The organism is Frankia sp. CpI1-P (genome assembly GCF_001421075.1).
In the GTDB taxonomy this organism is placed as follows: Bacteria; Actinomycetota; Actinomycetes; order Frankiales; family Frankiaceae; genus Frankia; species Frankia torreyi.
The window spans coordinates 1-24,818 of sequence record NZ_LJJX01000054.1; the positions used below are offsets into that span (position 1 = coordinate 1).

18 protein-coding genes, 1 tRNA gene and 14 pseudogenes are annotated in these 24,818 nt (G+C 72.7%); 18 read left to right on the forward strand and 15 right to left on the reverse strand.

Translation table 11 applies throughout. The annotated features are described in order from the left end of the window. A partial coding sequence (locus tag FF86_RS25520) for a transposase (protein ID WP_242419591.1) occupies window positions 1–317 on the forward strand: 317 nt, incomplete at its 5' end. Between the two features lie 123 nt (window positions 318–440). Beyond that, window positions 441–971: pseudogene (locus FF86_RS36455) on the forward strand (recombinase family protein); the annotation flags it as partial. Between the two features lie 64 nt (window positions 972–1,035). Here FF86_RS36455 and FF86_RS25530 read toward each other — a convergent pair. Then, window positions 1,036–1,120: transfer RNA gene (locus FF86_RS25530), tRNA-Leu, on the reverse strand. A 755-nt stretch (window positions 1,121–1,875) separates the two neighbouring features. Here FF86_RS25530 and FF86_RS25535 point away from each other — a divergent pair. The 5 genes and pseudogenes from FF86_RS25535 (at window position 1,876) to FF86_RS57670 (ending at window position 6,557) form a co-directional block, all read left to right on the forward strand. Next, the gene (locus FF86_RS25535; RefSeq protein WP_044887687.1) at window positions 1,876–2,517 is read left to right on the forward strand and encodes a TetR/AcrR family transcriptional regulator; all 642 of its coding nucleotides are present in this window, start codon (window positions 1,876–1,878) and stop codon (window positions 2,515–2,517) included. A 117-nt stretch (window positions 2,518–2,634) separates the two neighbouring features. After that, window positions 2,635–4,313 (forward strand): annotated as a pseudogene (locus FF86_RS25540) (prenyltransferase/squalene oxidase repeat-containing protein); the annotation flags it as partial. Window position 4,314: 1 nt separating this feature from the next. After that, a pseudogene (locus tag FF86_RS57660) lies at window positions 4,315–4,714 on the forward strand (prenyltransferase/squalene oxidase repeat-containing protein); the annotation flags it as partial. Window positions 4,715–4,847: 133 nt separating this feature from the next. Next, window positions 4,848–5,283 (forward strand): PAS domain-containing protein (locus FF86_RS57665; protein ID WP_242419593.1); only part of this gene is annotated, 436 nt, incomplete at its 3' end. A 659-nt stretch (window positions 5,284–5,942) separates the two neighbouring features. Then, complete coding sequence (locus tag FF86_RS57670; protein ID WP_242419605.1) at window positions 5,943–6,557, forward strand: GGDEF domain-containing protein; 615 nt, start codon at window positions 5,943–5,945, stop codon at window positions 6,555–6,557. Here FF86_RS57670 and FF86_RS25550 read toward each other — a convergent pair. From FF86_RS25550 to FF86_RS57690, 7 genes and pseudogenes are all read right to left on the reverse strand, one after another. Continuing rightward, window positions 6,491–6,928, reverse strand: a pseudogene (locus tag FF86_RS25550) (hypothetical protein); the annotation flags it as partial. The gene FF86_RS57670 and the pseudogene FF86_RS25550 overlap by 67 nt on opposite strands. A gap of 1 nt (window position 6,929) precedes the next feature. Beyond that, window positions 6,930–7,521 (reverse strand): annotated as a pseudogene (locus tag FF86_RS25555) (HD domain-containing protein); the annotation flags it as partial. Between the two features lie 183 nt (window positions 7,522–7,704). Beyond that, the coding region (locus tag FF86_RS57675) for a zinc-binding dehydrogenase (RefSeq protein ID WP_242419595.1) at window positions 7,705–8,080 on the reverse strand (376 nt) is incomplete at its 5' end. A gap of 1 nt (window position 8,081) precedes the next feature. Next, window positions 8,082–8,564, reverse strand: a pseudogene (locus FF86_RS57680) (alcohol dehydrogenase catalytic domain-containing protein); the annotation flags it as partial. Between the two features lies 1 nt (window position 8,565). Next, window positions 8,566–8,760, reverse strand: a pseudogene (locus FF86_RS63140) (alcohol dehydrogenase catalytic domain-containing protein); the annotation flags it as partial. Between the two features lie 74 nt (window positions 8,761–8,834). Then, window positions 8,835–9,281 (reverse strand): hypothetical protein, encoded by a 447-nt coding sequence (locus FF86_RS63145; RefSeq protein ID WP_396230089.1) that lies wholly within the window; start codon window positions 9,279–9,281, stop codon window positions 8,835–8,837. Between the two features lie 32 nt (window positions 9,282–9,313). Further along, a pseudogene (locus tag FF86_RS57690) lies at window positions 9,314–9,689 on the reverse strand (class I SAM-dependent methyltransferase); the annotation flags it as partial. A 128-nt stretch (window positions 9,690–9,817) separates the two neighbouring features. Between FF86_RS57690 and FF86_RS25570 the strand changes: the two are divergent. After that, the gene (locus FF86_RS25570) at window positions 9,818–10,441 is read left to right on the forward strand and encodes a TetR/AcrR family transcriptional regulator (RefSeq protein ID WP_044887681.1); all 624 of its coding nucleotides are present in this window, start codon (window positions 9,818–9,820) and stop codon (window positions 10,439–10,441) included. On the opposite strand, the gene FF86_RS25575 is transcribed toward FF86_RS25570, so the two are convergent. Continuing rightward, window positions 10,404–10,961, reverse strand: a complete 558-nt coding sequence (locus FF86_RS25575; protein WP_044887680.1) for an AAA family ATPase — start codon at window positions 10,959–10,961, stop codon at window positions 10,404–10,406. The genes FF86_RS25570 and FF86_RS25575 overlap by 38 nt on opposite strands. 1,119 nt (window positions 10,962–12,080) lie before the next feature. Here FF86_RS25575 and FF86_RS25580 point away from each other — a divergent pair. The 8 genes and pseudogenes from FF86_RS25580 to FF86_RS68345 all read left to right on the forward strand — a co-directional run. Further along, a complete protein-coding gene (locus FF86_RS25580) occupies window positions 12,081–13,280 on the forward strand; it encodes an LLM class flavin-dependent oxidoreductase (protein ID WP_055408498.1) in 1,200 nt (399 codons plus the stop codon). 239 nt (window positions 13,281–13,519) lie between these two features. Next, on the forward strand, window positions 13,520–13,656 hold a 137-nt coding region (locus FF86_RS63150), incomplete at its 3' end, for a hypothetical protein (protein WP_255355924.1). Window position 13,657: 1 nt separating this feature from the next. After that, a pseudogene (locus tag FF86_RS25585) lies at window positions 13,658–15,019 on the forward strand (ABC transporter ATP-binding protein); the annotation flags it as partial. A 235-nt stretch (window positions 15,020–15,254) separates the two neighbouring features. Next, the coding region (locus FF86_RS57700) for an ABC transporter transmembrane domain-containing protein (protein WP_242419597.1) at window positions 15,255–16,022 on the forward strand (768 nt) is incomplete at its 3' end. A gap of 1 nt (window position 16,023) precedes the next feature. Beyond that, window positions 16,024–16,185 (forward strand): annotated as a pseudogene (locus tag FF86_RS57705) (hypothetical protein); the annotation flags it as partial. Between the two features lies 1 nt (window position 16,186). Continuing rightward, window positions 16,187–17,225 (forward strand): annotated as a pseudogene (locus FF86_RS57710) (ABC transporter ATP-binding protein); the annotation flags it as partial. Between the two features lie 73 nt (window positions 17,226–17,298). Then, window positions 17,299–18,292 (forward strand): annotated as a pseudogene (locus FF86_RS25595) (LLM class flavin-dependent oxidoreductase); the annotation flags it as partial. Between the two features lie 10 nt (window positions 18,293–18,302). Continuing rightward, window positions 18,303–18,868, forward strand: a 566-nt coding sequence (locus tag FF86_RS68345; protein ID WP_396230086.1) for a class I SAM-dependent methyltransferase, incomplete at both ends; no start/stop codon positions are given. An 85-nt stretch (window positions 18,869–18,953) separates the two neighbouring features. On the opposite strand, the pseudogene FF86_RS57715 reads toward FF86_RS68345, so the two are convergent. Both FF86_RS57715 and FF86_RS57720 read right to left on the reverse strand, forming a co-directional pair. Then, a pseudogene (locus FF86_RS57715) lies at window positions 18,954–19,104 on the reverse strand (PPOX class F420-dependent oxidoreductase); the annotation flags it as partial. A 1-nt stretch (window position 19,105) separates the two neighbouring features. Beyond that, window positions 19,106–19,565 (reverse strand): annotated as a pseudogene (locus FF86_RS57720) (pyridoxamine 5'-phosphate oxidase family protein); the annotation flags it as partial. A 210-nt stretch (window positions 19,566–19,775) separates the two neighbouring features. Between FF86_RS57720 and FF86_RS25610 the strand changes: the two are divergent. Continuing rightward, on the forward strand, window positions 19,776–20,336 hold the full coding sequence (locus tag FF86_RS25610; protein WP_044887675.1) for an Lsr2 family protein: 561 nt from the start codon (window positions 19,776–19,778) through the stop codon (window positions 20,334–20,336). A gap of 61 nt (window positions 20,337–20,397) precedes the next feature. Here FF86_RS25610 and FF86_RS25615 read toward each other — a convergent pair whose 3' ends face one another. Beyond that, window positions 20,398–20,754: a group 1 truncated hemoglobin gene (locus FF86_RS25615; RefSeq protein ID WP_044887674.1), complete on the reverse strand. Its 357-nt coding sequence runs from the start codon at window positions 20,752–20,754 to the stop codon at window positions 20,398–20,400. 232 nt (window positions 20,755–20,986) lie between these two features. After that, window positions 20,987–21,520, reverse strand: coding sequence for a DUF488 domain-containing protein (locus FF86_RS25620; protein ID WP_082122215.1), 534 nt, complete (start codon window positions 21,518–21,520; stop codon window positions 20,987–20,989). A gap of 163 nt (window positions 21,521–21,683) precedes the next feature. Here FF86_RS25620 and FF86_RS25625 point away from each other — a divergent pair, with 163 nt between their 5' ends. Beyond that, window positions 21,684–22,538: an NAD(P)-dependent oxidoreductase gene (locus tag FF86_RS25625; RefSeq protein ID WP_044887694.1), complete on the forward strand. Its 855-nt coding sequence runs from the start codon at window positions 21,684–21,686 to the stop codon at window positions 22,536–22,538. 37 nt (window positions 22,539–22,575) lie between these two features. Here FF86_RS25625 and FF86_RS25630 read toward each other — a convergent pair whose 3' ends face one another. Both FF86_RS25630 and FF86_RS25635 read right to left on the reverse strand, forming a co-directional pair. Beyond that, on the reverse strand, window positions 22,576–23,598 hold the full coding sequence (locus FF86_RS25630) for a hypothetical protein (protein ID WP_242419600.1): 1,023 nt from the start codon (window positions 23,596–23,598) through the stop codon (window positions 22,576–22,578). Between the two features lie 30 nt (window positions 23,599–23,628). Next, entirely contained in the window at window positions 23,629–24,735 is a 1,107-nt protein-coding gene (locus FF86_RS25635; protein ID WP_052681425.1) for a hypothetical protein, read from the reverse strand. Window positions 24,736–24,818 lie beyond the last annotated feature (83 nt).

Below are 24,818 nucleotides of genomic sequence, written 5' to 3' on the forward strand. Positions count from 1 at the left end.
ACACGAAGGCGGACCTGACCGCGTTCGCGGACTTCCCCGAACCGCACTGGCGCAAGATCTGGTCCAACAACCCGCTGGAACGGCTCAACCGGGAGGTCAAGCGCCGCACCGACGTGGTCGGGATCTTCCCGAACCGGGAAGCGCTGCTCCGCCTCGCGACCGCTGTTCTCATGGAGACTCACGACGAGTGGCAGGTCTCCGACCGGCGTTACCTGTCCGAGGAATCCATGCGGCAGATAGCCGGGGAAAACACCACCACAACAGTCCCTGAAATTACCCCGATCGCTCTCGACGCGACCGAGTTCCAAGCCGCATAATATCGAAAGAAGCAGAGCGAAACGCGAACCGATCTACACCACTCCACGGGGCACTATCAGATCCGGACACCGCACCCCTACGCCCTGCGCAGCCTGCTGGTCCACCACCAGTGCGGCCGACGCATGCAGGGCACCTGGAACCACGGACATGCTCACTACCGCTGCCGCTACCCGCAGGAATACGCCATCGCCAACCTGATCGACCACCCGCTGTCGGTCTACCTGCGCGAGGACGCGATCCTGCCCGACCTCGACGCCTGGCTGGCCACCGCCTTCGCCCCCCACCACCTCGAAGCCACCCTGGACGCCCTGGCGACCCAGCAGCCCGCGGAGACGTCAGCCGCCACCGACCCGAACCGCAGAAAGATCGCCGCCTGCGACCGCAAGCTCGCCCAGCACCGCGCTGCCCTGGAAGCCGGCGCCGACTCCGCCCTCGTCACCGGCTGGATCAACGAAACCCAGGCCGAACGCGCCGAGGCAGTCGCCGCCCTCGCACGGGCAGGCGACCGGAGACAGAACCCGCCGCCCCGCCTCACCCGCCAAGAGATCAAGAACATCGTCGAAGCCCTCGGCGGGATCGCCACCGTCCTTCGCACGGCAGACCCTACCGACAAGGCCGAGATCTACCAGCAACTGGGACTGCGCCTCAGCTATNACCATGAGACGCGCATCGTGTCCGCCGAAGCCTCACCAAGACCATCGGTGGGCCTAGTGGCCGTGTCCGAGGGGGGACTTGAACCCCCACGCCCGATAAAGGGCACTAGCACCTCAAGCTAGCGCGTCTGCCATTCCGCCACCCGGACAGGTGGTCGCGGGGTGTCTCACCCGCGCACGTCTGCGATGTTACACGGTCAGAGCAGGTGTCTGTCGCTACCCCCGGCCACCGGCAGATCAAGGCAACGGGGGCGTGGAACACGTGCCTGCAGCGCCCTCGGCCCCGCCCCTCCGGCCCCTCTCCCCCGATGGCGACCATGACGCCGCTCCCTGTCGATCCGGCAGCAGCGGCTCTGCCGGTCATCGTCGCCGCCGAGCCTGGGGCCGACACGGGCGAGGCACGAGGNGCTGCGGGGAGGGTCGCCGGACGGGGAGCGACCGGCGGAGTCCGACGCCCTCGGGACGGCGTCGGTCGATCAGAGTCGGNACACCATCGGGCGGGTTCCTCATGGAGGTGAATGGCACTGGGGGCTCGTCCTCTCGACGCGGGTACAGGTGATCGGCGCGGACAAGCGCGCAGGAGGCGGCCGGGGCCACGAGGCCCGGCCACGGCGCCCGGCTCCGGTCCGGCCTGGCCTTGGTCCACCAAACCCCCCAGGTCAGCACGCATGCGGGCGCACCCGGCCCGCCTGCGCACACGCCTCGCCACCGGCTCGCCGGGTCGTGGCCGCCCGCTGCCCGCCGCGACTCGCGGCACCGAGCGAGCGTCGGCTGGCGGCGGTGGACAGCGACTGGCGGCGACTGTCACACGGACGCAGTAGGCATCCTTTGCCATGTGGCAGTTCGTGCCATATGTTCCGAGATGTCAGTTTTGGCGCATCGAGATCTTCGGGTGGTTCGGGGGATGTCCGAGCAGCAGACGGAAAGTCTGCGGGAACGCAAGAAGCGCCGCACGCGCCAGTCGATCATCGACGTGGCGCACGCCCTCTTCCACGACAACGGCTACGACACGACCACGGTCGAGGCGATCGCGGCGGGCGCCGACGTGTCCGTCCGCACCTTCTTCCGGTACTTCGCGAACAAGGAAGAGGTGGCCCTCGCACCGCTGGACGAGATGGGCGAGCTCACCCTGACGGCCCTGCGCCGGCGTCCGGCCGACGAGCCGCCGCTCACCGCCCTGCGCGCCGCGGTCATCGACGCCTGGACGATCATGAGCCCGGACGGCGAGTCGCTGCGGCACTACACCGATCATCTGCTGCCGATCGGCAACGCCTCCGCGCTCGCCGGGGCGGTTCAGAACCGGATCGTCGCCCTGGGCGACCGGTTCGCGCTGGAGTTCGTCGAGGGCGACGACCCCGACGGCCCGCAGCCGCGACGCACGGACCTCGACGCCTCGCTGGCCGCCTTCGCCTTCCTCGCCGCCGTGCAGGTCGCCGTGCGCGCCTGGTGCGCCTCGGACAGCACCGATCCCGCGGATCTCGCCGCCACCGCCCTGATCTGCCTGGACAGCCTCGTCATCGAAAGGAACCCCGCACACCGTGCCTGACCTCGAGCTTCGCGATGTCGACCGCGCGGATGGAACGCACCCCGCCCCGGACCCCGGGCGCACGGACACCCTGTCCCAGGACGCGGCGGACGGCCTGCGGGAGACGGTCCAGCGGGNCGCCGAGCATCTGCTCTCCCTCCAGGACCCGCACGGATGGTGGAAGTTCGACCTCGAGACCAATCCGACGATGGACGCCGAGGACCTCCTCCTGCGGGAGTACCTCGGCATCCGCACCGTCGAGCAGACCGAGGCCACCGCGAAGCACATCCGCTCCCGGCGACTCGACGACGGCTCCTGGCCGACCTATTTCGGCGGCCCCGGGGAGCTGTCCACCACGGTCGAGTGCTACATCGCCCTGCGGCTCGCCGGTGACCCCGCCGACGACGAGCCGCTACGGCGCAGCGCCGCGTGGATCCGCGAGCGTGGCGGCATCCCGGCGACCAGGGTTTTCACCCGGATCTGGCTGGCGCTGTTCGGCTGGTGGCGCTGGGAGGATCTACCGGTCCTGCCGCCCGAGATCATGTTCCTTCCCCCGCGGGCGCCGCTGAGCATCTACTCGTTCGCCTCCTGGGCCCGCCAGACCATCGTCCCGCTGACGATCGTCTCAGCGTTGCGCCCCCGGCGCCCGGCGCCGTTCGACCTGGCCGAGCTGGGCGCCGACGAGGTCCCCGACGCCCAGTCCCCCGACACCGCCCAGTCCCCCGCCGCCCGGCCCCCCGCCGGCGGGCGGACGCTGCGGGACGCCGTGCGGCGCCTGGGAGCCGACCGGCCGAACACGGCGAAGGTCTTCTTCCGGGGGCTGGACGCGACACTGCACCGCTACCACCGCCACCCGGTCGGGCCGCTGCGCCGGCACGCCCTGCGCACCGCGGAACGATGGATCATCGCCCGGCAGGAGGCGGACGGCTGCTTCGGCGGGATCCAGCCGCCCGCCGTCTACTCGATCATCGCGCTGCGCCTGCTCGGCTACGACCTCGACCATCCGGTCCTCGCCGCCGCGCTGCGCTCGCTCGACGCCTACACCCTGCACCGCGAGGACGGCTCCCGCATGGTCGAGGCCTCCCAGTCGCCGATCTGGGACACGGCGTTGGCCGTCCTCGCCCTGGCCGACGCGGGCATCGACGCCCCTGCCGACGTCGACATGACGCCCGCGCTGCCCACCCAGCGGGTCGCGACCGGCGCCCCGGGGCAGCCCGCGACGGTTCCGACAGCGCTGGAACGGGCCGCCGACTGGCTGCTCGGCCAGGAGGTCCAGCACCGCAGAGGTGACTGGGCCGTCGCCCACCCGACCGTCGCGCCGGGCGGTTGGGCGTTCGAGTTCGACAACGACACCTACCCCGACACCGACGACACCGCCGAGGTCGTGCTGGCGCTGCACCGACTGAACCGGCTGCGTCGACTGCGCCACCCGGCGGGCACAAGGGTCGACGCCGCCCTCGAACGGTCCACGACCTGGCTGTTCGCCCTGCAGTCCCGCGATGGCGGATGGGGGGCCTACGACTCCGACAACGCCAGCACCCTCGTCTACCAGATTCCGTTCGCGGACTTCGGTGCCCTGACCGACCCGTCGTCCGCCGACGTCACCGCGCACGTCGTCGAACTGCTCTGCGAGACGGGACGGATCCGCGACCCGCGCACCCTGCGCGGCGTCGACTGGCTGCTGCGCAACCAGGAGGCCGACGGGTCCTGGTACGGCCGCTGGGGCGTCAACTACGTCTACGGCACCGGCTCGGTGCTGCCCGCCCTGCAGGCCGCGGGGCTCCCGCCGACCCACCCGGCGATGCGGGCGGGCGCGCNATGGCTGCTGTCGCGGCAGAACCCCGACGGCGGCTGGGGCGAGGACATCCGCTCCTACGGCGACCCGGCGTGGTCCGGCCGCGGGATCTCCACCCCCTCGCAGACGGCCTGGGCGATGCTCGGCCTGCTCGCCGCCGACCACGGCGGCACCCACGGCAACGCCTCCGCCCACAGCAGCGCCTCCGCCCACGGCAGCGCCTCCGCCCACGCCGACGCCCTGGCCGGCGCGGCCCGCTGGCTCACCGAGCAGCAACGCCCCGACGGCGGCTGGGACGAGGAGATGTTCACCGGCACCGGCTTCCCGGGCTTCTTCTACCTCAACTACCACGGCTACCGGCTGGTGTGGCCCGTCATGGCCCTCGGCCGCTACCTGCACAGCCGCCAGCACCCGTCCGACTGACCTCCCGGACCGCCGGGCGGCCAGCTCCGCACACACCGTCACGTCATCACTAAATGCACACATCTGCTTACCGCCCAGGCGCCCGGGTACGACGAGACCCGATAGCAACGCACTGGTAGGTAGGTGGACAGTCATGCCCCTGGATGTGCAGCCGGATCTCATCGAGATTCTGGACATCGCGGTCGTCGAGGCGACCGTGCGGGATCACCGCATCCGCCGGGCCAACGCGGCCGCCTGCGCCCTGTTCGGCCGGCCCGAGGCCGAGGTCGTCGGCCTGGACTGGGAGAAGATCACCACCCCGGCGGACCATGCCCGCCTCCACGCGCAGATCCGCTTCCGCCAGGCCAGCGGCCGACGCCGGGAACGGATGATGGTCCGCCTGCTGCAGCCGGACGGCGACCTGCGCCACGCCCTGGCCACCATCGTGCTGCGGACCGATCCCGACGGCGAGGAGTACTTCGTCGTCCATCTCCAGGACGTGTCCGAGGAGATCGCCGCCCAGGACCGGCTGCGGCTCATCGTGGAGAACACGCCGGTGTCGATGTTCCTGATCGACCGCGGCGGGCGGGNCCTCGTCAGCGAGGGGACCGTCAGTCCGGAGGCGGCCGCCGGGCTGGCGGAGGCGCGGGCGTCGTCCATCTTCACCTCGTTCGCCTACCTGCCGCAGGCGACGTCGATCATGCGGCGGGCGCTCGACGGGGAGCGCGTCCACCAGGTCCTCGAGGCGTTCGGCCGCCGCCTCGACGTGCACCTCGTGCCCATCCCGGGGCCCGGCGGCCGGGTGGCCTCGGTCGCCGCGGTGGCCAGCGACGTCACCGACCTGCACGTGGCGCTGGCCAGCGTGCGGGCCCGGTCCGCCGAGCAGGCGGTCGTCGCCGACCTGGGCCGCCGCGCCCTGGAGGCGCGCGAGTCGGCCGAGCTGTGGCAGCGGGCGGTCACGGCGCTGGCGGACCATCTCGGCGCCGACCTGGTGCGGGCCTACGGTATCGACGCGGACGGGAAGCGGGTCGGCCCGCTCGCCCGCGAGGATCGGCGCGAACCGGAGGTCCCGACCGGAACGCAGCGGGATCCGCCGCGCTCCGCCGCCGGCTGGGTGACGGTGCCGGTCGGCCGCCCCGATCGACCGCTGGCAATGATCGAACTGCACCGGGCGCCGCTGGGCGAGCAGGAACGCGAGTTCGTCCATGCGGTCACCGCGGTGCTCGGTTCGGCCGCCCTGCGCTTCCGGATGGAAGCCGAGATCCGCCACCGGTCGCTGCATGACGGGCTCACCGGCCTGCCGAACCGCACCGCACTGCTCGACCGCCTCGGCCGGGCACTGCGCCGAGCCGACCACGACGGGCGGCGGGTCGGGGTGCTCTTCGTCGACCTCGACGGCTTCAAGGCGATCAACGACACCCTTGGTCACCAGGCCGGCGACGACCTGCTGCGCACCACGGCCGCCCGGCTGTCCCACGCCGTGCGGCCCGGCGACGTGGCCGGACGCCTCGCCGGCGACGAGTTCGCCGTCCTGTGCGAGGACGTCGACGGCACCGCCGACCTCGAGGCGATCGCCGACCGGGTGGTGACCGCACTCGCGGCACCGGTCCGGCTGTGCGACCGCCCCGTCACGCTGACCGGGAGCGTCGGACTGGCCCTGTCAAACCCGGACCTTGCCGACGCCGAGACCCTGCTGAACGCCGCCGACATCGCCATGTACACGGCGAAGCGCAACGGTCCCGGCCAGCGCCTGGCCTATGCCACCGGGATGCGGACCCCGGTGGCGGCGAGCACGCGTCAGAAGTTGACGCGTGACCAGCTGAAGACGGCCGGGGCCGACGGGTCGATGCTGAGCTTGAGATAGTCGTTCGCCTGGCCGCTGCCATCGACGACGATCCGCGTCACGTTCGGGACCTCAAGGTCCTTCGGTGCCAGCGGATGGATGCCGTAGAGCGGATCCGTGCGGGTGAACGGATGGTCGACCCGGAAGACGTGCGAGTCGCCCTCCAGGAGGAGCACCGGCTTGCCGAAGTGGCCGGCGAGGGTGCCGATCCGCTTCACGATGGCGTCGTAGCCGGTCAGGCCGTCCCCGCCCGCGGCCAGCGCGCTGGTGTCCCACATGTCCGCCTGCAGGAGCAGCGCGACGCCGGCAGCGGGCCCGCGGGGTGGCATCACCGGCGTTATTCGGGCCACGGGGAGTCGAGGATGGTGTCGACGAAGTCGCGGCGGCGGAAGNCGGGCAGGTAGTGCGCGAGGACGTCCGCCTTGACATTGCCGAAGGTGGTGTCCGGCCTGGGCGCGATGCCGTCGGTGAAGGCGCGCAGGATACGACGTTTGAAGTCCGGCCGGGGGTGCAGCTCGGTGATCGCGTCCCGGTCGGCGTCGCTGACGTCGTGGTAGCCGATTCCGAGCACGTCGTACTCCACCCCGGCGGTGAGCAGGGCGACCTCGGGCTCCATGAACTCCGGGATGCCCGGGGTGGTGTGCAGGGCGATGGCCGTCCACACCCGCCGGATGCTGTCCTCGGGCATCCCGTGCCCGTGCAGGAAACGGCGTGCCTCGTCGGCACTGTCCACCTCGAAACGCCGGCCGCTGCGGCGGAACCCCTCGTTGAGACCGAGATCGTGGAACATCGCCGCGACGTAGAGCAGCTCCGGGTCGAAGCTCAGCCCGCGGCGGCGGCCCTGCAGGCCGGCGAAGCAGTAGACCCGCCGCGAGTGGTGGTAGATCAGGTCGTCGGTGGCGTCGCGCACCAGCTCGGTGGCCTGCGCGGCCAGGCTCGTGTCGGGTACGGCAACGCCGGCGAGCGGCACGGTGCTGCTGGTCATGGTGACTCCCCCCGGGTCGATGGCTGACCGTTGTCGGTCGAGCATCGTGGAGGTACCCGGGGCGACGGCCGCAGGAACGGCCCGGGGAGGCGGCCGCAAGGAACGGCCGGGGGACGCGGCCGACGACCGCCGGGACACCAGCGGCGTCAGCCTCTCCCCGCGTCGCCGGGTCAGCTCGCCGGGTCAGCTCGCCGAGTCCGCCAGGACGATGACCGCGCGGCCGAAGATCTTGCCGGCCTCGAGGTCGTCGAACGCCTGCAGGCCGTCGTCGAAGCTGTACCGGCTGAGGTTGGCGGTGATCCGACCGGTCCGGGCCAGCGCCACCAGGTCGTGGAGATCCTGATGGTTCCCGCTGTAGGGGCGGGTGAGCGACGCGCCCCACGGCAGGGAGACCGACGTCTGCGAGGTCTCGAACGAGAAGACCCCGTCGCTGAGGCCCGGCACCCGGATGGCGCCGTAGGGCGCGACGACGGCGCCCGACAGCGCGAGGGTCTGGTTGTTGCCGACCAGATCCAGGACGACGTCGGCACCGTAACCACCGGTGACCGCCAGGACCTTCNCGGCGACCTCGGGATCGTCGGAGCGCAGCGCGTGGTTGACCTTCTCCCGGACGGCGGCGAGCGACGCGTCCCTGATGTCCAGGGCGATGATCTGCGCCGCGGTGAGTTCCCGCAGGAGCGCGACCGCGAACTGCCCAAGGCCGCCGATCCCGATGACCACCGCCGTGGACCCGGGGCCGAGCAGGTCGAGAGTGGCCCTGATGGAGTGGTAGGGCACGAGGCCCGCGTCGGCGAGCACGGCGGCGAAGGCGGGGTCCAGACCATCGGCCGGGACTAGCGCGGAGGCGTTCACGGCAACGTAGTCGGCCATTCCGCCGTTCACGGAGACCCCGGGCGTCGGGGCCGGATGAAGTCGGTTCCCGGTGTTGCGGCAGGCGTTCTCCTGACCGGCGATACACATCCGGCACACGCCGCAGGACCAGACCGGATGCACGATCACCTGGGAACCCGGCGAGAAATGCGGGAAACCGTCGGCGATGTCGANGATCTCACCGGCGATTTCATGGCCCAGAATCGTCCCGTCAGGAATCATCTGTTCAGCCGATTTCCGGACGTGGATATCGGTCTGACACACGCCGGCGGCCGCGACCTTGACGAGGGCCTGACCAGCACCGATGGTGGGCTTCGGGACCTCGACCTGGCGGACGTCCCGCACCCCGGCAAACTGTATTGCGCGCACGAACTTCTCCCTGAGGTATTTCGGCCGCTATTTCCGACCGACGCATGAACGCCGGAGAAAACGAGCCGATACACTTATTCTGGGCAGCCAGGACGACTGTACGCCTTCGCCGTGTCGGTGCGCGCCGCGGTGATCACCACGGCGGCGTAGCGCATCGGGAAGACGCCGCCGACCGCGTCGACGGCGGCGCCGAGGCCTGCCAGCAGCCGTGCAAGGGTGGCCGGCGGGAACGTGCTGTGGCCGCCGAAGGTGGGCACCTGGTCCAGCCACTCGTCCCGGGTGTAGGACTGCTCCCGGTCGAACCGCCACTGCTCCGGCTCGCCGAACGCGCCCGACCGGCGGATCCCGTCGGCGGCCCTGGCGAGCAACGTCGAGTAGCCGTCCGGGCCGGGCATCGCCCGGTGGTAGAGCAACGCGTCGGGCAGCACCCGGCGGTAGACGGCGGAGAAGGCCGCCGCCAGGCCGGCCGGCGGCTGGCCCGCGTTCCAGAACACCGCCAGCCGACCGCCGGGCCGCAGCACCTGCGCCGCCCTGCTCGCTCCCGCGACCGGANCCACCCAGTGCCAGGTCTGTCCCGCGATGACCGTGTCGAAGGTGCGGCCGGCGGGATCCCAGGCTTCGAACGCCGCCACCTCGGCCTCGATCCCGCTGCGCCGCGCCCACTGCGCCATCCGCGCATCCACGTCGACCCCGAGCACCCGGCAGCCGGCCGCGCGGAACTGCCGGGCGGCGATGCCGGTCCCGCAGCCGACGTCGAGGAGATCGGGCCCGGTACCGGCCGCCACGATCCGGCGCACCAGGGCCTCGGGGTAGCGGGGGCGGGTCCGGTCGTAACGATCGGGGTCGGCGCCGAACGACTCCGCCATCGGTCGGTGGCGGTGTGGCTCCTGGTCGGAAGGACGCGCCGACCCAGAAGGTAGAGTGGGCATGCGCCCACTCTAATGGGCGCATGCCCACTCGACAATCGCGCCGAGCCCCGTCACGAGCGGTCCACCCCAAACGGCCCGGCGCATGCAGCCCGCCGCACGCAGCCCGCCGCAAGCAGGAGGATGAGACGATGCCGACCGGAGTGGCCCTGCGCGACGTGCGCGAGCAGCTCTTCGACGCGGCCGAACGCGTCCTGCTGCGCGACGGGCCGAACGCGCTGACGAGTCGAGCGGTCACCACCGAGGCGGGCTGCGCCAAGGGCGTCCTGCACCGGCACTTCGCCGACTTCGACGCCTTCCTCGCCGAACTCGTACGCGACCGCGTCGCCCGAATCATCCGGCAGGGCGCCGACCTGCGCGAACGCGCCGGGACCGGCACCGTCGCCAGCAACCTCACGGCCGCGCTGACGGACCTGTTCGGCTCGCTCGCGCTGGCAGTCGTCGGCCTCGTCACCGCCCGCGACGAGCTGCGCGCCGCCCTGCGCCGGACCGGAACGGCCGGCGTCCCCGTCCTGACGGAGGCCACCGCGATGGTCGCCGCCTACCTCGCCGCCGAGCGCGACCTCGGCCGCCTCACCGCGGACGCCGACACCGACACGCTCGCGCTCATGCTGATCGGCGGCGGCCACCTGTTCTTCGCCGGCCGGGACGGCACTCCCCCGGACCCTGACGCCGTCCGCAAGGTCGTGACCACGGCCATCGCCAGCGCCACCCGCTTCAGTTCTCCGGCTGGGGGGGCAGTCGCTGGAGGATGAACGCGACGCGGGAGTCAGGGTCGGTTCTGGGCAGACTGATCAGGCGGTAGCCGTGGCGGGTGTAAGCCTCGGCCATTGCGTCGTGGGTACGGACGGCCTCGTCGAAATCCTGGGTGCGTTCGCGGTCACGCGTGTAGATCTCGGGCCAGGGCGGCGCGAGAAAGACCCGGCGGTGGTAGCGGAACTTCTGCGCGGCGGCGGTCACATGTGCCGGAATCGGCTGGCCGAGCAGCAGATAGTAGCCGACCACGTCGGGGATGCCCCGGTCGAAGAAAACCGTCCCTGCCTGCCGGGTGGCCTCGCGGTGGGAGCACATATCCCACGACAGCATGAGCTCGGCGAACAGCAAAGAATCCGCCTCGTGGCGGGCCTGACCACCAACGGTGATCTGATCCTGGAGAATACGCCTGCCGGCTTCGGGGATGCAGGGGAACCCTCGCCGCTGGAGCTCGTCGACGAGGGTGGTCTTACCGGCTCCGGGGCCGCCGGTGATGACGACGAAGTCGTCGGATGTACTCACGGTGCTTGGATCTCCTTGGGCGGGTGCATGCGAAGGCGGCGGATCCCCTGGTGTGATGCCTGGGAAACCGCCGCACCAGGGGATGTACCTGGCTGGGTCAGCGCGATGACGCCGTTGCCACGCGGGGCATCGGCCAAGCGGTGAGAATGCTGGACGCGACCACGGCGCCGCGCTGTCCGCGGGCGGTACCGGTCAACCGGCAGAGCGCCTCAGCGGCCTACTGGCCGGCGGGCAGAGTCGCGATGTCATCGGCGACGATCGGGTTTCCACGATCATATCCGGAAGGCCGGTACGCGGGCCCCGGTTCCGCGGCGCACCATGATCGCCGACGGCGAGACAGGATCAGGGCACGTGATGCGGTTCCGCGGAACAGCCTGATCGCCGGTGGCGACGCCGGTGGTCGGCAGCCGATCCGGCCGCCCGTCCGGGGTGTATGCCTGCTCCCGCCAGCGCCGGCCGATTCGATCGATGACGAATCCCGATCGGTGCGATCGCGGATAGGCGTTGGACAGCCCAACAAGTTCCCATCATCCTGACAAACATGTCAGGGAATCTGGGTGGGAACGCGGGCGGGCTGGTTGCAGTGCGCGCACGCCGCCCGGCGCGCATGGCCGCCCCGGCGCGGGTGCTCACCCGCCGGCGGTTCGTCGATTACGGGATCCTCGCGTCCGCCTGCTGTCGCCCCTGCTGATCGGGCCCCCTTCCGCCCCTGCCCGTCCGGCCATCCCTGCCCGTCCGGCCATCCCGGTCCGCCCGCCGGCCCCGGCGTACCCTGCCCGGTCCTGGCCCGCACGTCAGCCACGTCACCGACCTCCACCGCCCTCACCCGGGCGATGTCCGACCGTGCGCTCGGCGCCGGGGCGCAGGCCCGGGCCGGCCGGTCCCGCGAAGCACCTCCGCCCTGACCGGGCCGGCGCCCCGGGCCACTGCGACCCGATCCCCTGGTCGGACCTGTTCCAACGCTCCCTGCGCGCGACAGCGCCTCGATCCCGCACGCGACGGCCTTCCGCGTGCCCGGAAGCGATCAGACGGACGAACCACGACGACGACGACCCGCGGGGACGACCACGCCCCGGCTCCGGCCCGACCTCGTACGACAGCTTCGAAAGGACTGGCGCAATGACCAACCCCGCCGCGATCCCCGAGACCGCGTCCCCGCAGGTCGAGTTCATCAGCCTGTCGCACCTCAACCCGTCGACCGAGCTGAACCCGCTGCCGAGCCGCGGCATCGACCTGCCGTACTTCAAGAAGTACGTGCGGGCCCTCGAGGAGTCCGGCTACGACTACACCCTGCTGCCCTACGGCTCGAACAGCGCCGACTCGTTCGTCCTCGCCTCGGCCGTCGGCCAGCTCACCGAACGCCTGCGGCCCATCGTCGCGCTGCGGCCGAACACGACGTTCCCGCTGGTGGCGGCGCAGAAGCTCGCCACCCTCGACCAGCTCACCGAGGGTCGCGCCGTCGTCCACCTCATCTCCGGGGGCAACGACGCCGAGCAGGCCCGCCAGGGCGACTACCTGCCCAAGGACCGCCGCTACGCGCGCACGTCGGAGTTCATCGACCTGCTGCGCCGTGCCTGGACCGAGACCAGCCCATTCAGCCACGAGGGCGAGTTCTACAAGTTCGACGAGTTCGGCCCCGGCTTCGCGCCGTACGGCACCACCATCCCGATCTCGATCGGCGGGCAGTCCGACGCCGCGTTCGGCGTCGGCGGCGCCAAGGCGGACATCTTCAGCTTCTGGGGTGAGCCGCTGGCCGACCTGCGCAAGGAGATCGACCGGGTCAACGGCATCGCCGCCGCGGCCGGCCGCACCGACCGTCCGCGCATCTGGGTGACCTTCCGCCCGATCATCGCCCGGACCGACGAGCTGGCCTGGCGCAAGGCGTTCGACTACGCCGCCCGGATCGAACAGACCTTCAACGCCGGGCCGGCCCGCGCCTTCCTCAAGGGCGCCCCGCAGAACGTCGGCTCGCAGCGCGCCCTCGCGTTCGCCGCGAAGTCCGAGGTCTACGACCGCGCGCTGTGGACCCGCACCGCGGCCGCGACCGGCGGGCTGGGCGCGTCGACCGCGCTGGTGGGCAGCCCGGAGACCGTCGCCGCCGCGATCCTCGACTACGTCGACCAGGGCGCGAGCCTGGTGTCGATCCGCGGCTACGACACCCTCGCGGACGCCGTCGACTACGGCCGCCACGTCCTGCCGCTGGTCCGCCAGGAGATCGCGCACCGGGCGGCCACCGGGCAGCGCGGCGCCCTCCAGGACGCCCACCCCGGCGCCCTCGCCCCCGGCTTCGACGCTGCCGCCCTCGCCGGCGCCCACTGAGGCGACGGGCACGCGACGAGCAGGCGACGAGCAGGCAGCGACGGACGGGCAGGCGATGACCGACCGGCAGGCGATGACGGTGAGGAAAGTGGTTCGACGATGACGGCGGCGGTGGCGGTCGTCCGCGGACGGGTCGACCGCCACCGCGGCCCGGCCCGGGAGCACGGGTGACGCGGGGACGCGACGGGCGGGAGCGGGTCCGAGGCGGGGCCGGGACGTTCTGGGTGGGGCTGCGCACGATGCTGGACGGCTCCGTCGCGCATCCGAGGGCGGCCGTGGTCGGCGCCGTCACCGGCGTCGTCAACGGGGTCACCATGATCTTCTCCGCGGCGGCGATCGGCTGGGCGACGGACCATCTGATCGTCCCCGCCTTTGCNGGCGGCCACGTCGGCCGCGCCACCTGGTGGATGGCCGCGGGCGCGATCCTCGGCGTGTCCACCGTGCGCTGGACGACGATCCTCGTGCGGGGCATCGCCACCGGCCACGTCCAGTACGGCTCGCAGGCCCGCATCCGCCGCGCCGTCGTCCGCCGCTACCTCGAGCTGGATCTGTCGTGGCACCGCCGGCACGCGCCCGGCCGCCTGCTGTCGACCGCCGTGTCCGACGTGGACGCCCTGTGGTCACCGATGGTCGTCTGGTATTTCGCGCTCGGCATGGTCGTCATGCTGGTCGTCGCGATCGGCCAGATGTTCCGTCACGACCTGGCGCTCGGGCTTGTCGGCGTCGCCCTCGTCGGGTCCGTCCTCGGTCTGAACCTGCTGTACCAGCGCCTGCTCGCCGCCCGCGCCCGGGCCGTGCAGGACAGCCGCGGCGAGTTCGCCACCCTCGCCCTGGAGAGCATCGAGGGCGCCCAGGTCGTGCGGACGCTGGGCCTCGCCGACCGCGAACGCGCCCGCGTCGGCGCCGCCGCGGATCGGCTGCGCCGCGCCACCACCTCGATGGGCGCCGTCAGCTCACTGTTCGACCCGATCCTGGAGCTGCTGCCGACCGGCGCGATCCTCGCCGTCCTCGTCGTCGGATCCCGGCGGGTCGCAAGCGGCGACCTCAGCGTCGGCGTGCTCGTCGAGATCGTCTACCTGCTGCTCACCATCTCCATCCCGCTCGCCGTCATCAGCCGCTTCCTGGGCATGCTGCCCCTGTCGGCGGCCGGACGGTCCCGGATCGCCGCTGTCCTCGGCTCCACCGAGACCACCGACTACGGGACCCGTGCCCTGCCCAGTGCGGGCCCGCTGGGGCTGGCCGCGCGGGGTGTCGGGCACGTCCAAGGCGGGCGGCACCTGCTTGCGGACATCGATCTGGAGATCTCCCCCGGCGAGATCGTCGCGCTGGTGGGTGCGACCGGCGCGGGCAAGTCGACCCTGCTGGACCTGCTCGGTCGGCTCGTCGACCCGGCCGAGGGGGTTGTCGAGATCGGCGGGATCCGCGCTCCCGAGCTCGCCCACGGGCAGATCCGCGCGCACCTCGCCGTGGTGTCGCAGACCCCGTGGATGGCCGGCGACAGCATCCGCGCGAACCTGCACCTCGACGGCCACCCCCGCGAGCGTCGCCCCTACTCCGATGCCGAGCTCTGGCGGGCACTCGGCGCCGCCGGGGCCGACACGCTGGTGCGCGACCTGCCCAACGGGTTGGACACCCGGGTCGGCGAGCGCGGCACCCGACTGTCCGGCGGCCAGCGTCAGCGCCTGTGCCTGGCCCGCGCCCTGCTGCGCGCGCCGCGCGCCATCCTGCTCGACGACGCCNCCTCCGCCCTCGACCCGGCCGTGGAACGCGAGGTGCTCGCCGCCGTGGCGGGCCTGCGCGGGCACACCACCGTGCTCATCGTCGGCGGACGCCCCAGCTCGGTGCTGGTCGCCGACCGGGTCGCCTTCCTGCGCGCGGGCCGGCTCGTCGCCGTGGGGACCCACGCCGAGCTGCTCGACGCCGAGCCCGACTACCGGCGGATCCTGCAGGCCTACGGAACGGCGGAGGCGATCCATGGCTGACCGCGGCCGCGACGGCCGGCAGCCCACCGAGCCTGAACCCGCCGAGCCTGAGCCCGCCGAGCCTGGGCTCGCCGACCTGGGCTCGGTCGGGGCGCGCGAGCTCGCCCGCCTGGTCCGGTCGACCACCCCCGTGGTGACGGCCGGCCTGCCGCTGACCCTGCTGCTGGCGGTCGTCGCCGGCGCCGGGCGCATCGTGACCGCGTTGACCGTCCAGTACGCCCTCGACCACGGCCTGCTCAGCCCGGACCGCGGCGCGACCGACGTCGTCGCGCACGCCGTGCTCGTCGGCGCGGCGGCCACCGTCGCGGCGATCCTCGCCTCCTGGTGGCTCAACCAGCGGCTCTACCGGCGCACGGAGGCCGCCCTCGCCGAGCTGCGCACGGGCGGCATCGCCCGCATCCACGAGATCGCCCCGGAGACGTTCGCGGGACTCTCCGGTGCCGATCTCGTCACCCGCCTGACCAGCGACTCCGAGGCGGTCACGACCTTCGTCCAGAACGGCGGCGTCCTGCTGCTCGTCAACGTCACCCAGATGATCATCGCTGGGGCCCTCGTGGCGCTCTACTCCTGGCAGCTCGCACTGCCCGTGCTGGGCCTGGCGGCATTGCTGTTCGTCGGCATGCGTCGCCTGCAGATGCTCGTCGCCCGTCGCTACGCCGCCGTGCGCACGAGCGTCTCGGCCCTGCAGTCCACCGTCGGCGAGGCCGTCAGCGGCATCGGGGTCATCCGCTCGACAGGCACCGAGGAGCGGACCCGGCTCNGCCTCGACCGGGCCGTCGAGGCCACCGCGGCGGCCCAGCGCCGCACCCTCGTGCCGCTGCACATCAACACCGCCCTCGGCGAGGTCGCCATCTCGGTCATGACCGTGTTCGTCGTCGTCGCCGGGACCCGCTGGTCGACCGCGCACACCCGGTGGGAACCGGNGCTGCACCTGTCCGCGGGCGAGCTGGTCGCCATGCTCCTGCTCGTCACCTTCTTCGTCCGCCCCCTGCAGGCCCTCGTGCAGAACCTGGGGGAGATCCAGAACGCGGTCGTGGGCTGGCGGCGCGCGCTGGAGATCCTCGCGACGCCGTCGGGCGTGGTCGACGGCGCCGACGCCCGCGAGCTGCCCGCCGGGCCGATCGGGGTCGAGCTGGCCGACGTCGCCGCCGCCTACGGGACGGGCCCGCCGGTCGTGGAGCACCTGACGGTCGCCATCTCCCCCGGCGAGCACGTCGCCGTGGTCGGCGAGACCGGCTCCGGCAAGAGCACCCTCGCCAAGCTGCTGACCCGCCAGATCTCGGCGAGCCGCGGCCTCGTCCTGCTCGGCGGCGTCCCCGTCGGCCGGGTGTCGGAGGCGTCGTTCCAGCGTCGCGTCGCCATCGTCCCGCAGGACCCGTTCCTGTTCGACGCCACCATCGCCGAGAACATCGGCGTCGGGGTGCGCGGCGACTCCGGCCTGCGCGGCGACTCCGGCCTGCGCGGCGACTCCGGCCTGCGCGGCGACTCCGGCGTGCTCGACGAGATCGTCTCCTCGCTCGGCCTGCGCCCGTGGCTCGACACGCTGCCGGACGGCCTCGACACCCGCGTCGGGGTCCGGGGGGAGCGCCTGTCGGCCGGTGAGCGCCAGCTCGTCGCCCTCGCCCGCACCGCGCTGGTCGACCCCGACCTGCTCGTGCTCGACGAGGCGACCAGCGGCGTGGACCCCGCCACCGACGTCCGGATCCAGCGCGCGCTCGCCGTGCTCACGGTCGGGCGCACCACCGTCTCGATCGCCCACCGGATGGTGACGGCCGAACACGCCGACCGCGTCCTCGTCCTCGACCGCGGGCGCCTGGTCCAGAGCGGACGCCACGCCGACCTCGTCGCCGTCCCCGGCCGCTACGCCGAGCTGCACGCCGCCTGGGTCGGGCACGTCGAGCACACCGCCGCCGGCGCCGAACCCCACGAGACCGTTTCCTGGCAGAAGGAGAGCACCCCGTGACAGCCCCCGCGACCGTCACCGCCGCCGTCGACACGGCAGGCACGCCCACGCCACCCCGGCCACGCCGGCTCCNGCTCGGCTTCAACGCGCGGATCGCCTTCCCGACCGGGCAGGCCGGCGCCGCCCTGCGCGACGGCATCGAGCTGTTCCGCGTCGCCGAGCAGCTCGGCTACGACGCCGGCTGGGTCTACCAGCGCCACTTCGACAACTACCTCGCCGCTCCGATGGTGTTCCACGCCGCCGTCGCGCAGCACACCGAGCGCATCGGCCTCGGCACGGCCATCATCGGCGTCCGCTACGAGGATCCCGTGCTGCTGGCCGAGGCCGCCGGCACGGCCGACCTGCTCAGCGCGGGACGGCTACAGCTCGGCCTCGGGACCGGCCAGGGCGGCTTCGACGCCGTCTTCGGCCAGGCGCCGAACGACGGTCGCGCGCAGTCCCAGGACCGGCTCGCGGCGTTCCTGCGCGCCGTGCGCGGCGAGCGGGTCGGCGAGATCACCGACCCCGAGGGGCTGCTCCCCGTGGGCACCGAGCTGTTCGTCCGCCCGACGAGCCCGACCCTGCCCGAGCGCATCTGGTACGGCGGCGGTTCGGTCGCCTCCGCCGAGCGGGTCGGCCGCCAGGGGCTGCGGCTGCTGCTGAGCACCATCCTCAGCGGGCAGATCGACGACTACGGCGCGGAGCTCGCTCGGGCCATCGAGGCCTACCGCGGCGCCCACCCCGGGACGTCGCCGTCGCGCGTCGCCGTCGCGCGCTCGGTGCTGCCCGCCACCACCCCCGAGCTCGCCCGCGTCTACGCGGCCTACGACGCCGAGCGGCGCACCCAGGGGCCCGCCGCCTCCCGGCCGGCGGGGGCATTGGCCCCCGTCGCGGCCCCCACCTCCCGGTTCACGATGAGCCCGGTGCACCACGGCGACCCCGCCGCCGTCGTCGACGAGCTGCTCGCGGATCCGAGCGTCCCGCTCGCCGACGAGCTCATCGCGTTCCTGCCGCCCGCGTTCGGGCTGCGGGAGAACCTGCGGCTGCTCGAGGATCTCGCCGAAACCGTCGCCCCCCACCTCGGCTGGNCCCCGGCCNCCCCCGCCACGGCCGGCTGACCATCGTCGGCAAGACCGGGAGCCTGCCGCGGCTCGCCGGGTGGTTCGAGGACTGGCCGCTGCCGCGGGAGCCGTTCGACGTGGTACTCGCCGCGACCGCGTTTCACTGGATCGACCCGGCCGTGCGGGTCGAGAAGGCGGCGGCGGCGCTGTGTCCCGGCGGCGCGCTGGCCACCGTCGCGACCAACCACATAGCCGGTGGCACCGAGCGGTTCTTCGTCGAGGTGCAGAACTGCTACGAGCGCTTCGATCCGACGACCCCGTCGAATCTCCGGCTGCGGACCGCCGACGAGATCGCCGAGGACGACGAGGACGACGAGGAGATCATTCGGTCCGGCCGTTTCGACGAGGCCGTCTTCCTTCGTTACGAGTGGGAGCTGTCCTGCACGGGCGCGGAGTACCTCGACGTCCTGCGCACCTATTCGGGACATCGCGCCCTGGAACCCGCCGCCCGACGCGGGCTGCTGCGCTGTATCGCCGACCTGATCGAGCGTGACTATCGGGGCAGCATCACCAAGCGCTATCTCACGGAGTTGCGGGTGGCGCNCCGCCGGAAGTGACCCCGCGCGGCAGCCGGACGAGCGGAGGATCGCAGGATCGGCCNCCGGGCGGAGGTCTGCGGGCTGCTCGCTCAGCCGAGGACGACGACGCGCCGCGGATGCAGCACGGCGGTGGTCCGCTCGGAGTCCAGGACGCTGAACCGGGCGAAGTCGACGCTGTACCGGTCGGTGATGCGGTGCAGGACGGTCTTGTCCGGGTCGGGCACGAGCTCGACGTCGGCGNGGATCTCCAGGGTGCGTCCCGAGTTGGCGGGGTCGACCAGGAACAGGGTGGCCACCGGGTTCCGGCGCAGGTTCACCAGCTTCCGCCGGGTACTGATCATCGATACCTTGACCGTGGGTCCGTCGGGCAGATACCAGACCGCGGTCGCCTGCGGCCGGCCGTCGGCGCCGATCGTGACGAAGACGGCGGTCAGGGGAGAGTCGAGCAGGTCGCGGTGGGAGGCCGGAAACTCGGCCGTCTCGGGTGTGCTCACCCCTGTATGCCTACCCGCTCGGCCCACCACGTCGGACGGCGGGTCCCGGCCAGCGGGGTCCCTCGGCGGGTTCCTCGGGACTCCGCTCCCCAGATCCGGCGCAGCCCTCGCGCGGGGCTTCCCTCCCCGACGTTCCCGGCGACGCGCCGCCGGCCGATCGGCGGCCATCCGGCCGGCACGCGACCGCCGGGCGGGACGATGCCACATTCAGGCGCGCTCCACACAATATTTATCGGGCATAGGTCTGCCGTATGCACCCATAGTGAATGACCCGGGCGGCCGGCGAACTCGGTCGAATCCGGTCGGCACCGCGCGCGAGGCCGCGGAGATGCACGGTTTGCCAGGCACCTGCGACCCCACTAAGCTGCCATCAAAGCCCCAATAGCGGGCACCCGGACAAGGAATGAGGCGACCTTGATGGCGCGCGAGGTAATTTCACTCATAAATGTGTGGTGCGACAACGTCGGCCGCCACGCCCAGGACAGGGTCGCCGCGACACAGACGGCGGCTCTGGCGTATGACGGAAGGCTCGTCCGGCTGGACCTGTGCGACGAATGCCGCGACGAGGTGGCGTCCGTGCTCGGCGAATACGCGGAATACGGTGAGACGGTCGACGTCGCCCGTAACACCAAGATCGACACGGCGTGGACGGCGGTGGAGCAGAACGACGCCATCACCGCCACGGAGGCCACGGGCGAGGGCCGCCGTCCAACGCCCGTCCGCACGAAGGCCCGTCGCCCCCACCAGAGCACAACCGTCAGCGAGGTCCGCGCATGGCTGCGAGACCACGCCGACGAGCACGGGCTGACCGTGCCGGAACGGGGGCCGCGGCTGTCCAGCGAGCTCAAGGCCGCCTACGACCGGGGGCACGGCTGGGACCAGATCGACGGAGCCTGGCGCCCGGCGCCGCCCGCGGCCGACACAGAGGCTGCGGCTGGTAGGGAAACCGCGGGCACCGAGCACCCCGGCCGGGACTGACCGGCGGTGGTTTCTCCGCCCGGTCTGCCCGCGGCACCCCTGTTCCGCCCTGGACCGGCCGCTACGAGGCGGTCACGATGTCGCCACGCAGCGGGCCGAGAACCGCGGCGATCTTGCCTGCGGCCTCGGCCGGGACGCCGGCGCTGGCGAAGGCCGCGAGCAGGTGGGCCACCACACCGTCGAACTGGGCGTCGGCGACCCCGAGGGAGGCGTGGACCTGGGACATCGCGTCGCCCTGGTAGATCTCGGGACCGCCGAGCGCCGCGCCGATGAACTCCCGCTGGCTCGCCTTGAGGCTGGCCAGGTCCCGGCCCTCGAAGAACCGGACGAGGTCCGGGTCGGCCAGCACCCGGACGTAGAACTCGTCAACCGCGGCCTTCACGGCCTTCGCGCCACCAATATCCTGGTAGATACTCATCAGAGATCTCCCTTTCGCAGGAGTGGCCCGATCCGAGATCGGTGACCACGATTTGCCGCATGGCTGCGCCGCTTACTATCCGACGGGTTCACTGAACCCCAGGAGAATCCCTCGACCCCAGGGCCGGATGGTCACGCGGCGAAGAAGGACGGCAGGCCGAAACGGGTCGCCCGGCTCCTTCCGCCGGTTCGTCGGGACACGCTTCCCCCGCTGGTTACTGCAGGGAACCCCGTCACTGGGCGAACAGGGTGCCGGCGTCGTAGACGAGGAGACCGTCGTCGCGCCGGCGCACGCCGGCGGTCGGGCGGTGCGGGTCGAGGCGGCCGTCGTGGTGCAGGTGGGACACCTGGCCGCAGCGGGCGAGCGTGACGAAGTCGGCGATCATCCGGCGGTGGCAACGCCACCATAGCGTCTCCGCGCACATCACCGCCGTGCGGATCGTCGCCGCCTCGGCGAGCAGCTCATCGACCGCCCCGCCGAATGCGGCCGAGCGCATCCAGGCCGCGTAGCCGGCGAACGACCGGTTCACCAGCGCGACATCCGGGGAGTCCGCCGGGGCCCGGCGCCGGCCGCCCAGGCGTGGCTCCCAGCGGTACCGCACCCCGGCCGCGGGCAGCCACCGCTCGATGTTGCCCCGCGCCACCTGCGGGTTGTGCCGGCTCCCCGGCGCCGACCGCACATCCACCAGCAGCGCGACGCCCGCCTCGCGCAGAAGCCCGGCCAGCCGGTCCGCGGCCAGCGTGCCATGGCCGACGGAGAGCAGCACCGGCACCGGATCCACCCTCCCGGTGTACCCGCCAGGGCGGGGCCTCCGGACGTCGGGATAGCGGATGATGGCGTCGACGCCCCGTCGGTGCGAGCCGGGCATGCCGACAGGGGGCAGGCGGGCCCGTCGACGACGAGAGGTGCAGAAGAACATGGTCGAACAGATGTCGCCAGCGGACGCAGCGGGGTCGGGGGCCTTATCCCCCGTCGGGTTCGTCGGGGCCGGTTCCATGGGGGCACCGATGATCGAACGCCTGCTCGCGGCCGACGTGCCTGTGCACCTGTATGCCCGCCGGGCCGAGGTCCGGGCCAGGTTCGCCGGGCTGGGCGCGGTCGTCGAGCCCTCGCTGGCCGCGGTGGCCGCCGCGGCCGAGGTGCTGATCGTGTGCCCCTTCTCCGCGATCCAGCTCGCCGAGATCGTCGGCGGGCCGGACGGTCTGCTCGCCCACGCCACGCCCGGCTCCGTCGTCGTACAGCACGCCACCGTGCCGACTGCGGCCATCCGACAGCTCGCCGCGGACGCGGCCACGCGCGACGTCACCGTGCTCGACGCCCCGATCAGCGGAACGTCCGCGACCATCCTCGCCGGCCGGCTCACCGTGCTGATCGGCGGGACCGCCGCGGCGGCCGACCGCGTCGAGCCGCTGCTGGCCGCCTACGCCTCGACGATCGTGCGGACCGGCGAGGTCGGCTCCGCCACCACCGTCAAGCTCATCAACAACCTGACCTTCGCGGCGCACGCCCAGACCGCGGCCGCCGCCGTCCAGCTCGGCGAGAAGCTCGGCATCCGCAGCGGCGACCTGCTCACCGCCATCACCGCCTGCAGTGCCGACAGCGCGGTGTTCCGTCACCTGCAGGCCATCGGGGGCGTCGAGGAGTTCCTCGCCATGGCCGGCCCGTACCTGCGCAAGGACGTGGCCGCGGTGGAGGAGGTCACCGCCGCGCTCGGCCTCGACACCGGCATCCTCGGCGAGGTCGTGCAGTCCGGCCCCCTGCCGCTGACCGCCTCCCGCCTGTAGGCCGACCGGCCGACCGGCGGCCATCCTGCGATGGCGCTCAGGCCGGGTGGAAGGTCACCGCGACGGGGCGGGCGCCGCGGGGGTCGTCCGTGCGGCGGGCGAGGTCACGGTCGAAGACCCGCCCGACGGAGTTGCCGGCCAGATCCTCCAGGACCGGGTCGACGACGAGGCGGTGCGGGCCGGGCGCCCAGCCGTGCCGCGGGGCCAGCCGCCACGACCGCTCCTCGGCGCCGACGTCCGCGACGCCGTCGACGGGCCGGCCCTCGGGCCCGACGACGCGCAGGCAGCGGGCGACCAGGCCGTGGTCGAGCGAGCGGCCGAACCCGACCTGAAGCGGTGCGGTGGTGCCGATGGGCGGAACGCGCAGGGTCCAGGCGTGCGGGTCGACGTGGCGGCGTTCGTCGTCGCCGACCTGGTAGCGCCGCTCGGCCCCGGCCCGCAGCCGGCGGCCGCGGGCGTCGCGGAACCCGTCGTCGACCACCAGCCGGAACGGTGCGCCGGACCGCAGCGGGTAGCCAGCCTCGCGGTGCGGGGCGAGACCCCGCTTGATCCGCGCCGGGTCGAGCAGGACGGTGAGCCGGCGCCGGCCGGCGTCCCACAGCTCCTGCTCGGTTGCCAACAGCGCCCCGGCCAGGACGTCGCCGTCATCGTCGACGAGCCGCACGTGGCCCGCCGCCTGGCCCTCGCTCATCGGCGCGCTGAACCAGAGGTAGCCGCGCAGCAGGTTACGTGGCACCGTCGCCGCGCTCGGGTGGATCGCGAGCACCTCGGTGGTGGCCGCGTCGTCGGCGCCGGCGCGGGTCAGCTCGGCCACGACGGCACCGTCGACGGTGACGACGTACGCGGTGCCGTCGAGGAAGGGGAACCGCGGCAGGAAGCAGGTGTCGGGGCCGTCGCGCAGCAGCCGCCCGGCCGTCGGCGGGGCGGTGCCGAGCGCCACGGCGGTGGCCGGGTGGATCCGCACCTGCACAGCCGGCCCCGCCAGCCCGGCCAGTCCGGCCAGTCCGGCCAGTCCGGCCAGCCGGATGCAGTCCGCCCCGCCGTGCCGCGACCACGACACGGCGACCCCGCCACGGTCGGCCACCCCGGTCTACAGAGAGGCGGACTTCAGCGAGCGCAGGTGCCGGCGCCCGTCGGGGTCGGTCTGCAGGGCCAGCACGTGCTCGCCGTCGAGGTTCGCGAGCCTGGTGATGCCCTGCAGATCCGCGGTCTCCCGCGGCACCCCGACCGGCTCGGTGGGCTCGGTCAGCGGGGCCTGGGCGTCGATGTCGCGACGAGCGATCTTGATCAGGCCATGTGAGGTGTTCGCGACGAGCAGGTACTCCTCGCCGCCCTGGACGAAGGAGACCATGTCCAGCGGCTGGTTCATCGCGCCGAGCTCGGCCACGGTGCGCCCGACCACTTTGGTACCCGGGGCCAGCTCGGCCAGCGGGAAGTGCACGACCGGCGTGCAGGTGTAGCTGGCGAGGATGGCGCGGCCGCCGTCGAAGGGCACGAACGTGCGGATCGGCGCCGCCGTCTCCCACTTGCCGTGCGAGACGTGGAAGATCTCCAGATTGTTGCCCGCCGCATCGGCGCCGTCCGTGAACGGGAACGGGATCCGCCGCAGCTTGGAGGAGAACTCCTCGTTGGACAGCCCGGCGACCAGCAGCGCCCCGTCCACATACGCGATGTCGGTGACCGTCGCGGTGCGGATCGGGCGGCGCAGGATGCGGATCGTGCGGGAGCCGACCGTGATCTGTTCGCCCTCGTCGCCGAGGGGCAGGATGACGTCGACGCGCTCGTCGTCGGGGGCCGGGGCGTCGGCGATCGTCACCGACGCGACCGGGACGTCGGTGAGCGGCACGTCGCTGATCGAGGCGTCCGCCCGGTCGATGCGCACCAGCACCGCCTGAGCCTGCTCGCCGTGCCCGCGCTGGACCGACAGATAGATGTTGCCCGAGTCGGGGTGGACGGCGAGGTCGCGGATGGAGATGTCGGCCGCGTCGCCGCCCAGCAGAGAGCCGACCCGCGCGTCGACGTCGGTCAGGTCGAACGGTCCCGACCCGGCCGTGCGGCCGCCCGGGTCGGCGACGTCGACCGCGTAAACGGTCGCCGCCGCGTTGTCGGCGAGGAACAGGATCCCCGCCGGGCCGAAGGTGATCGGGCCCGCCGAGCCGAGCTCCGCCCGGCCGACCCGCAGTCCGTATTCGGTCACGTTGATCTCCTCGATCTCGTCGGGTCGGGATGGGACGTCGGCGCCACCTTCACAACCTTGTCCACCGGCGAACTGTTCCATCG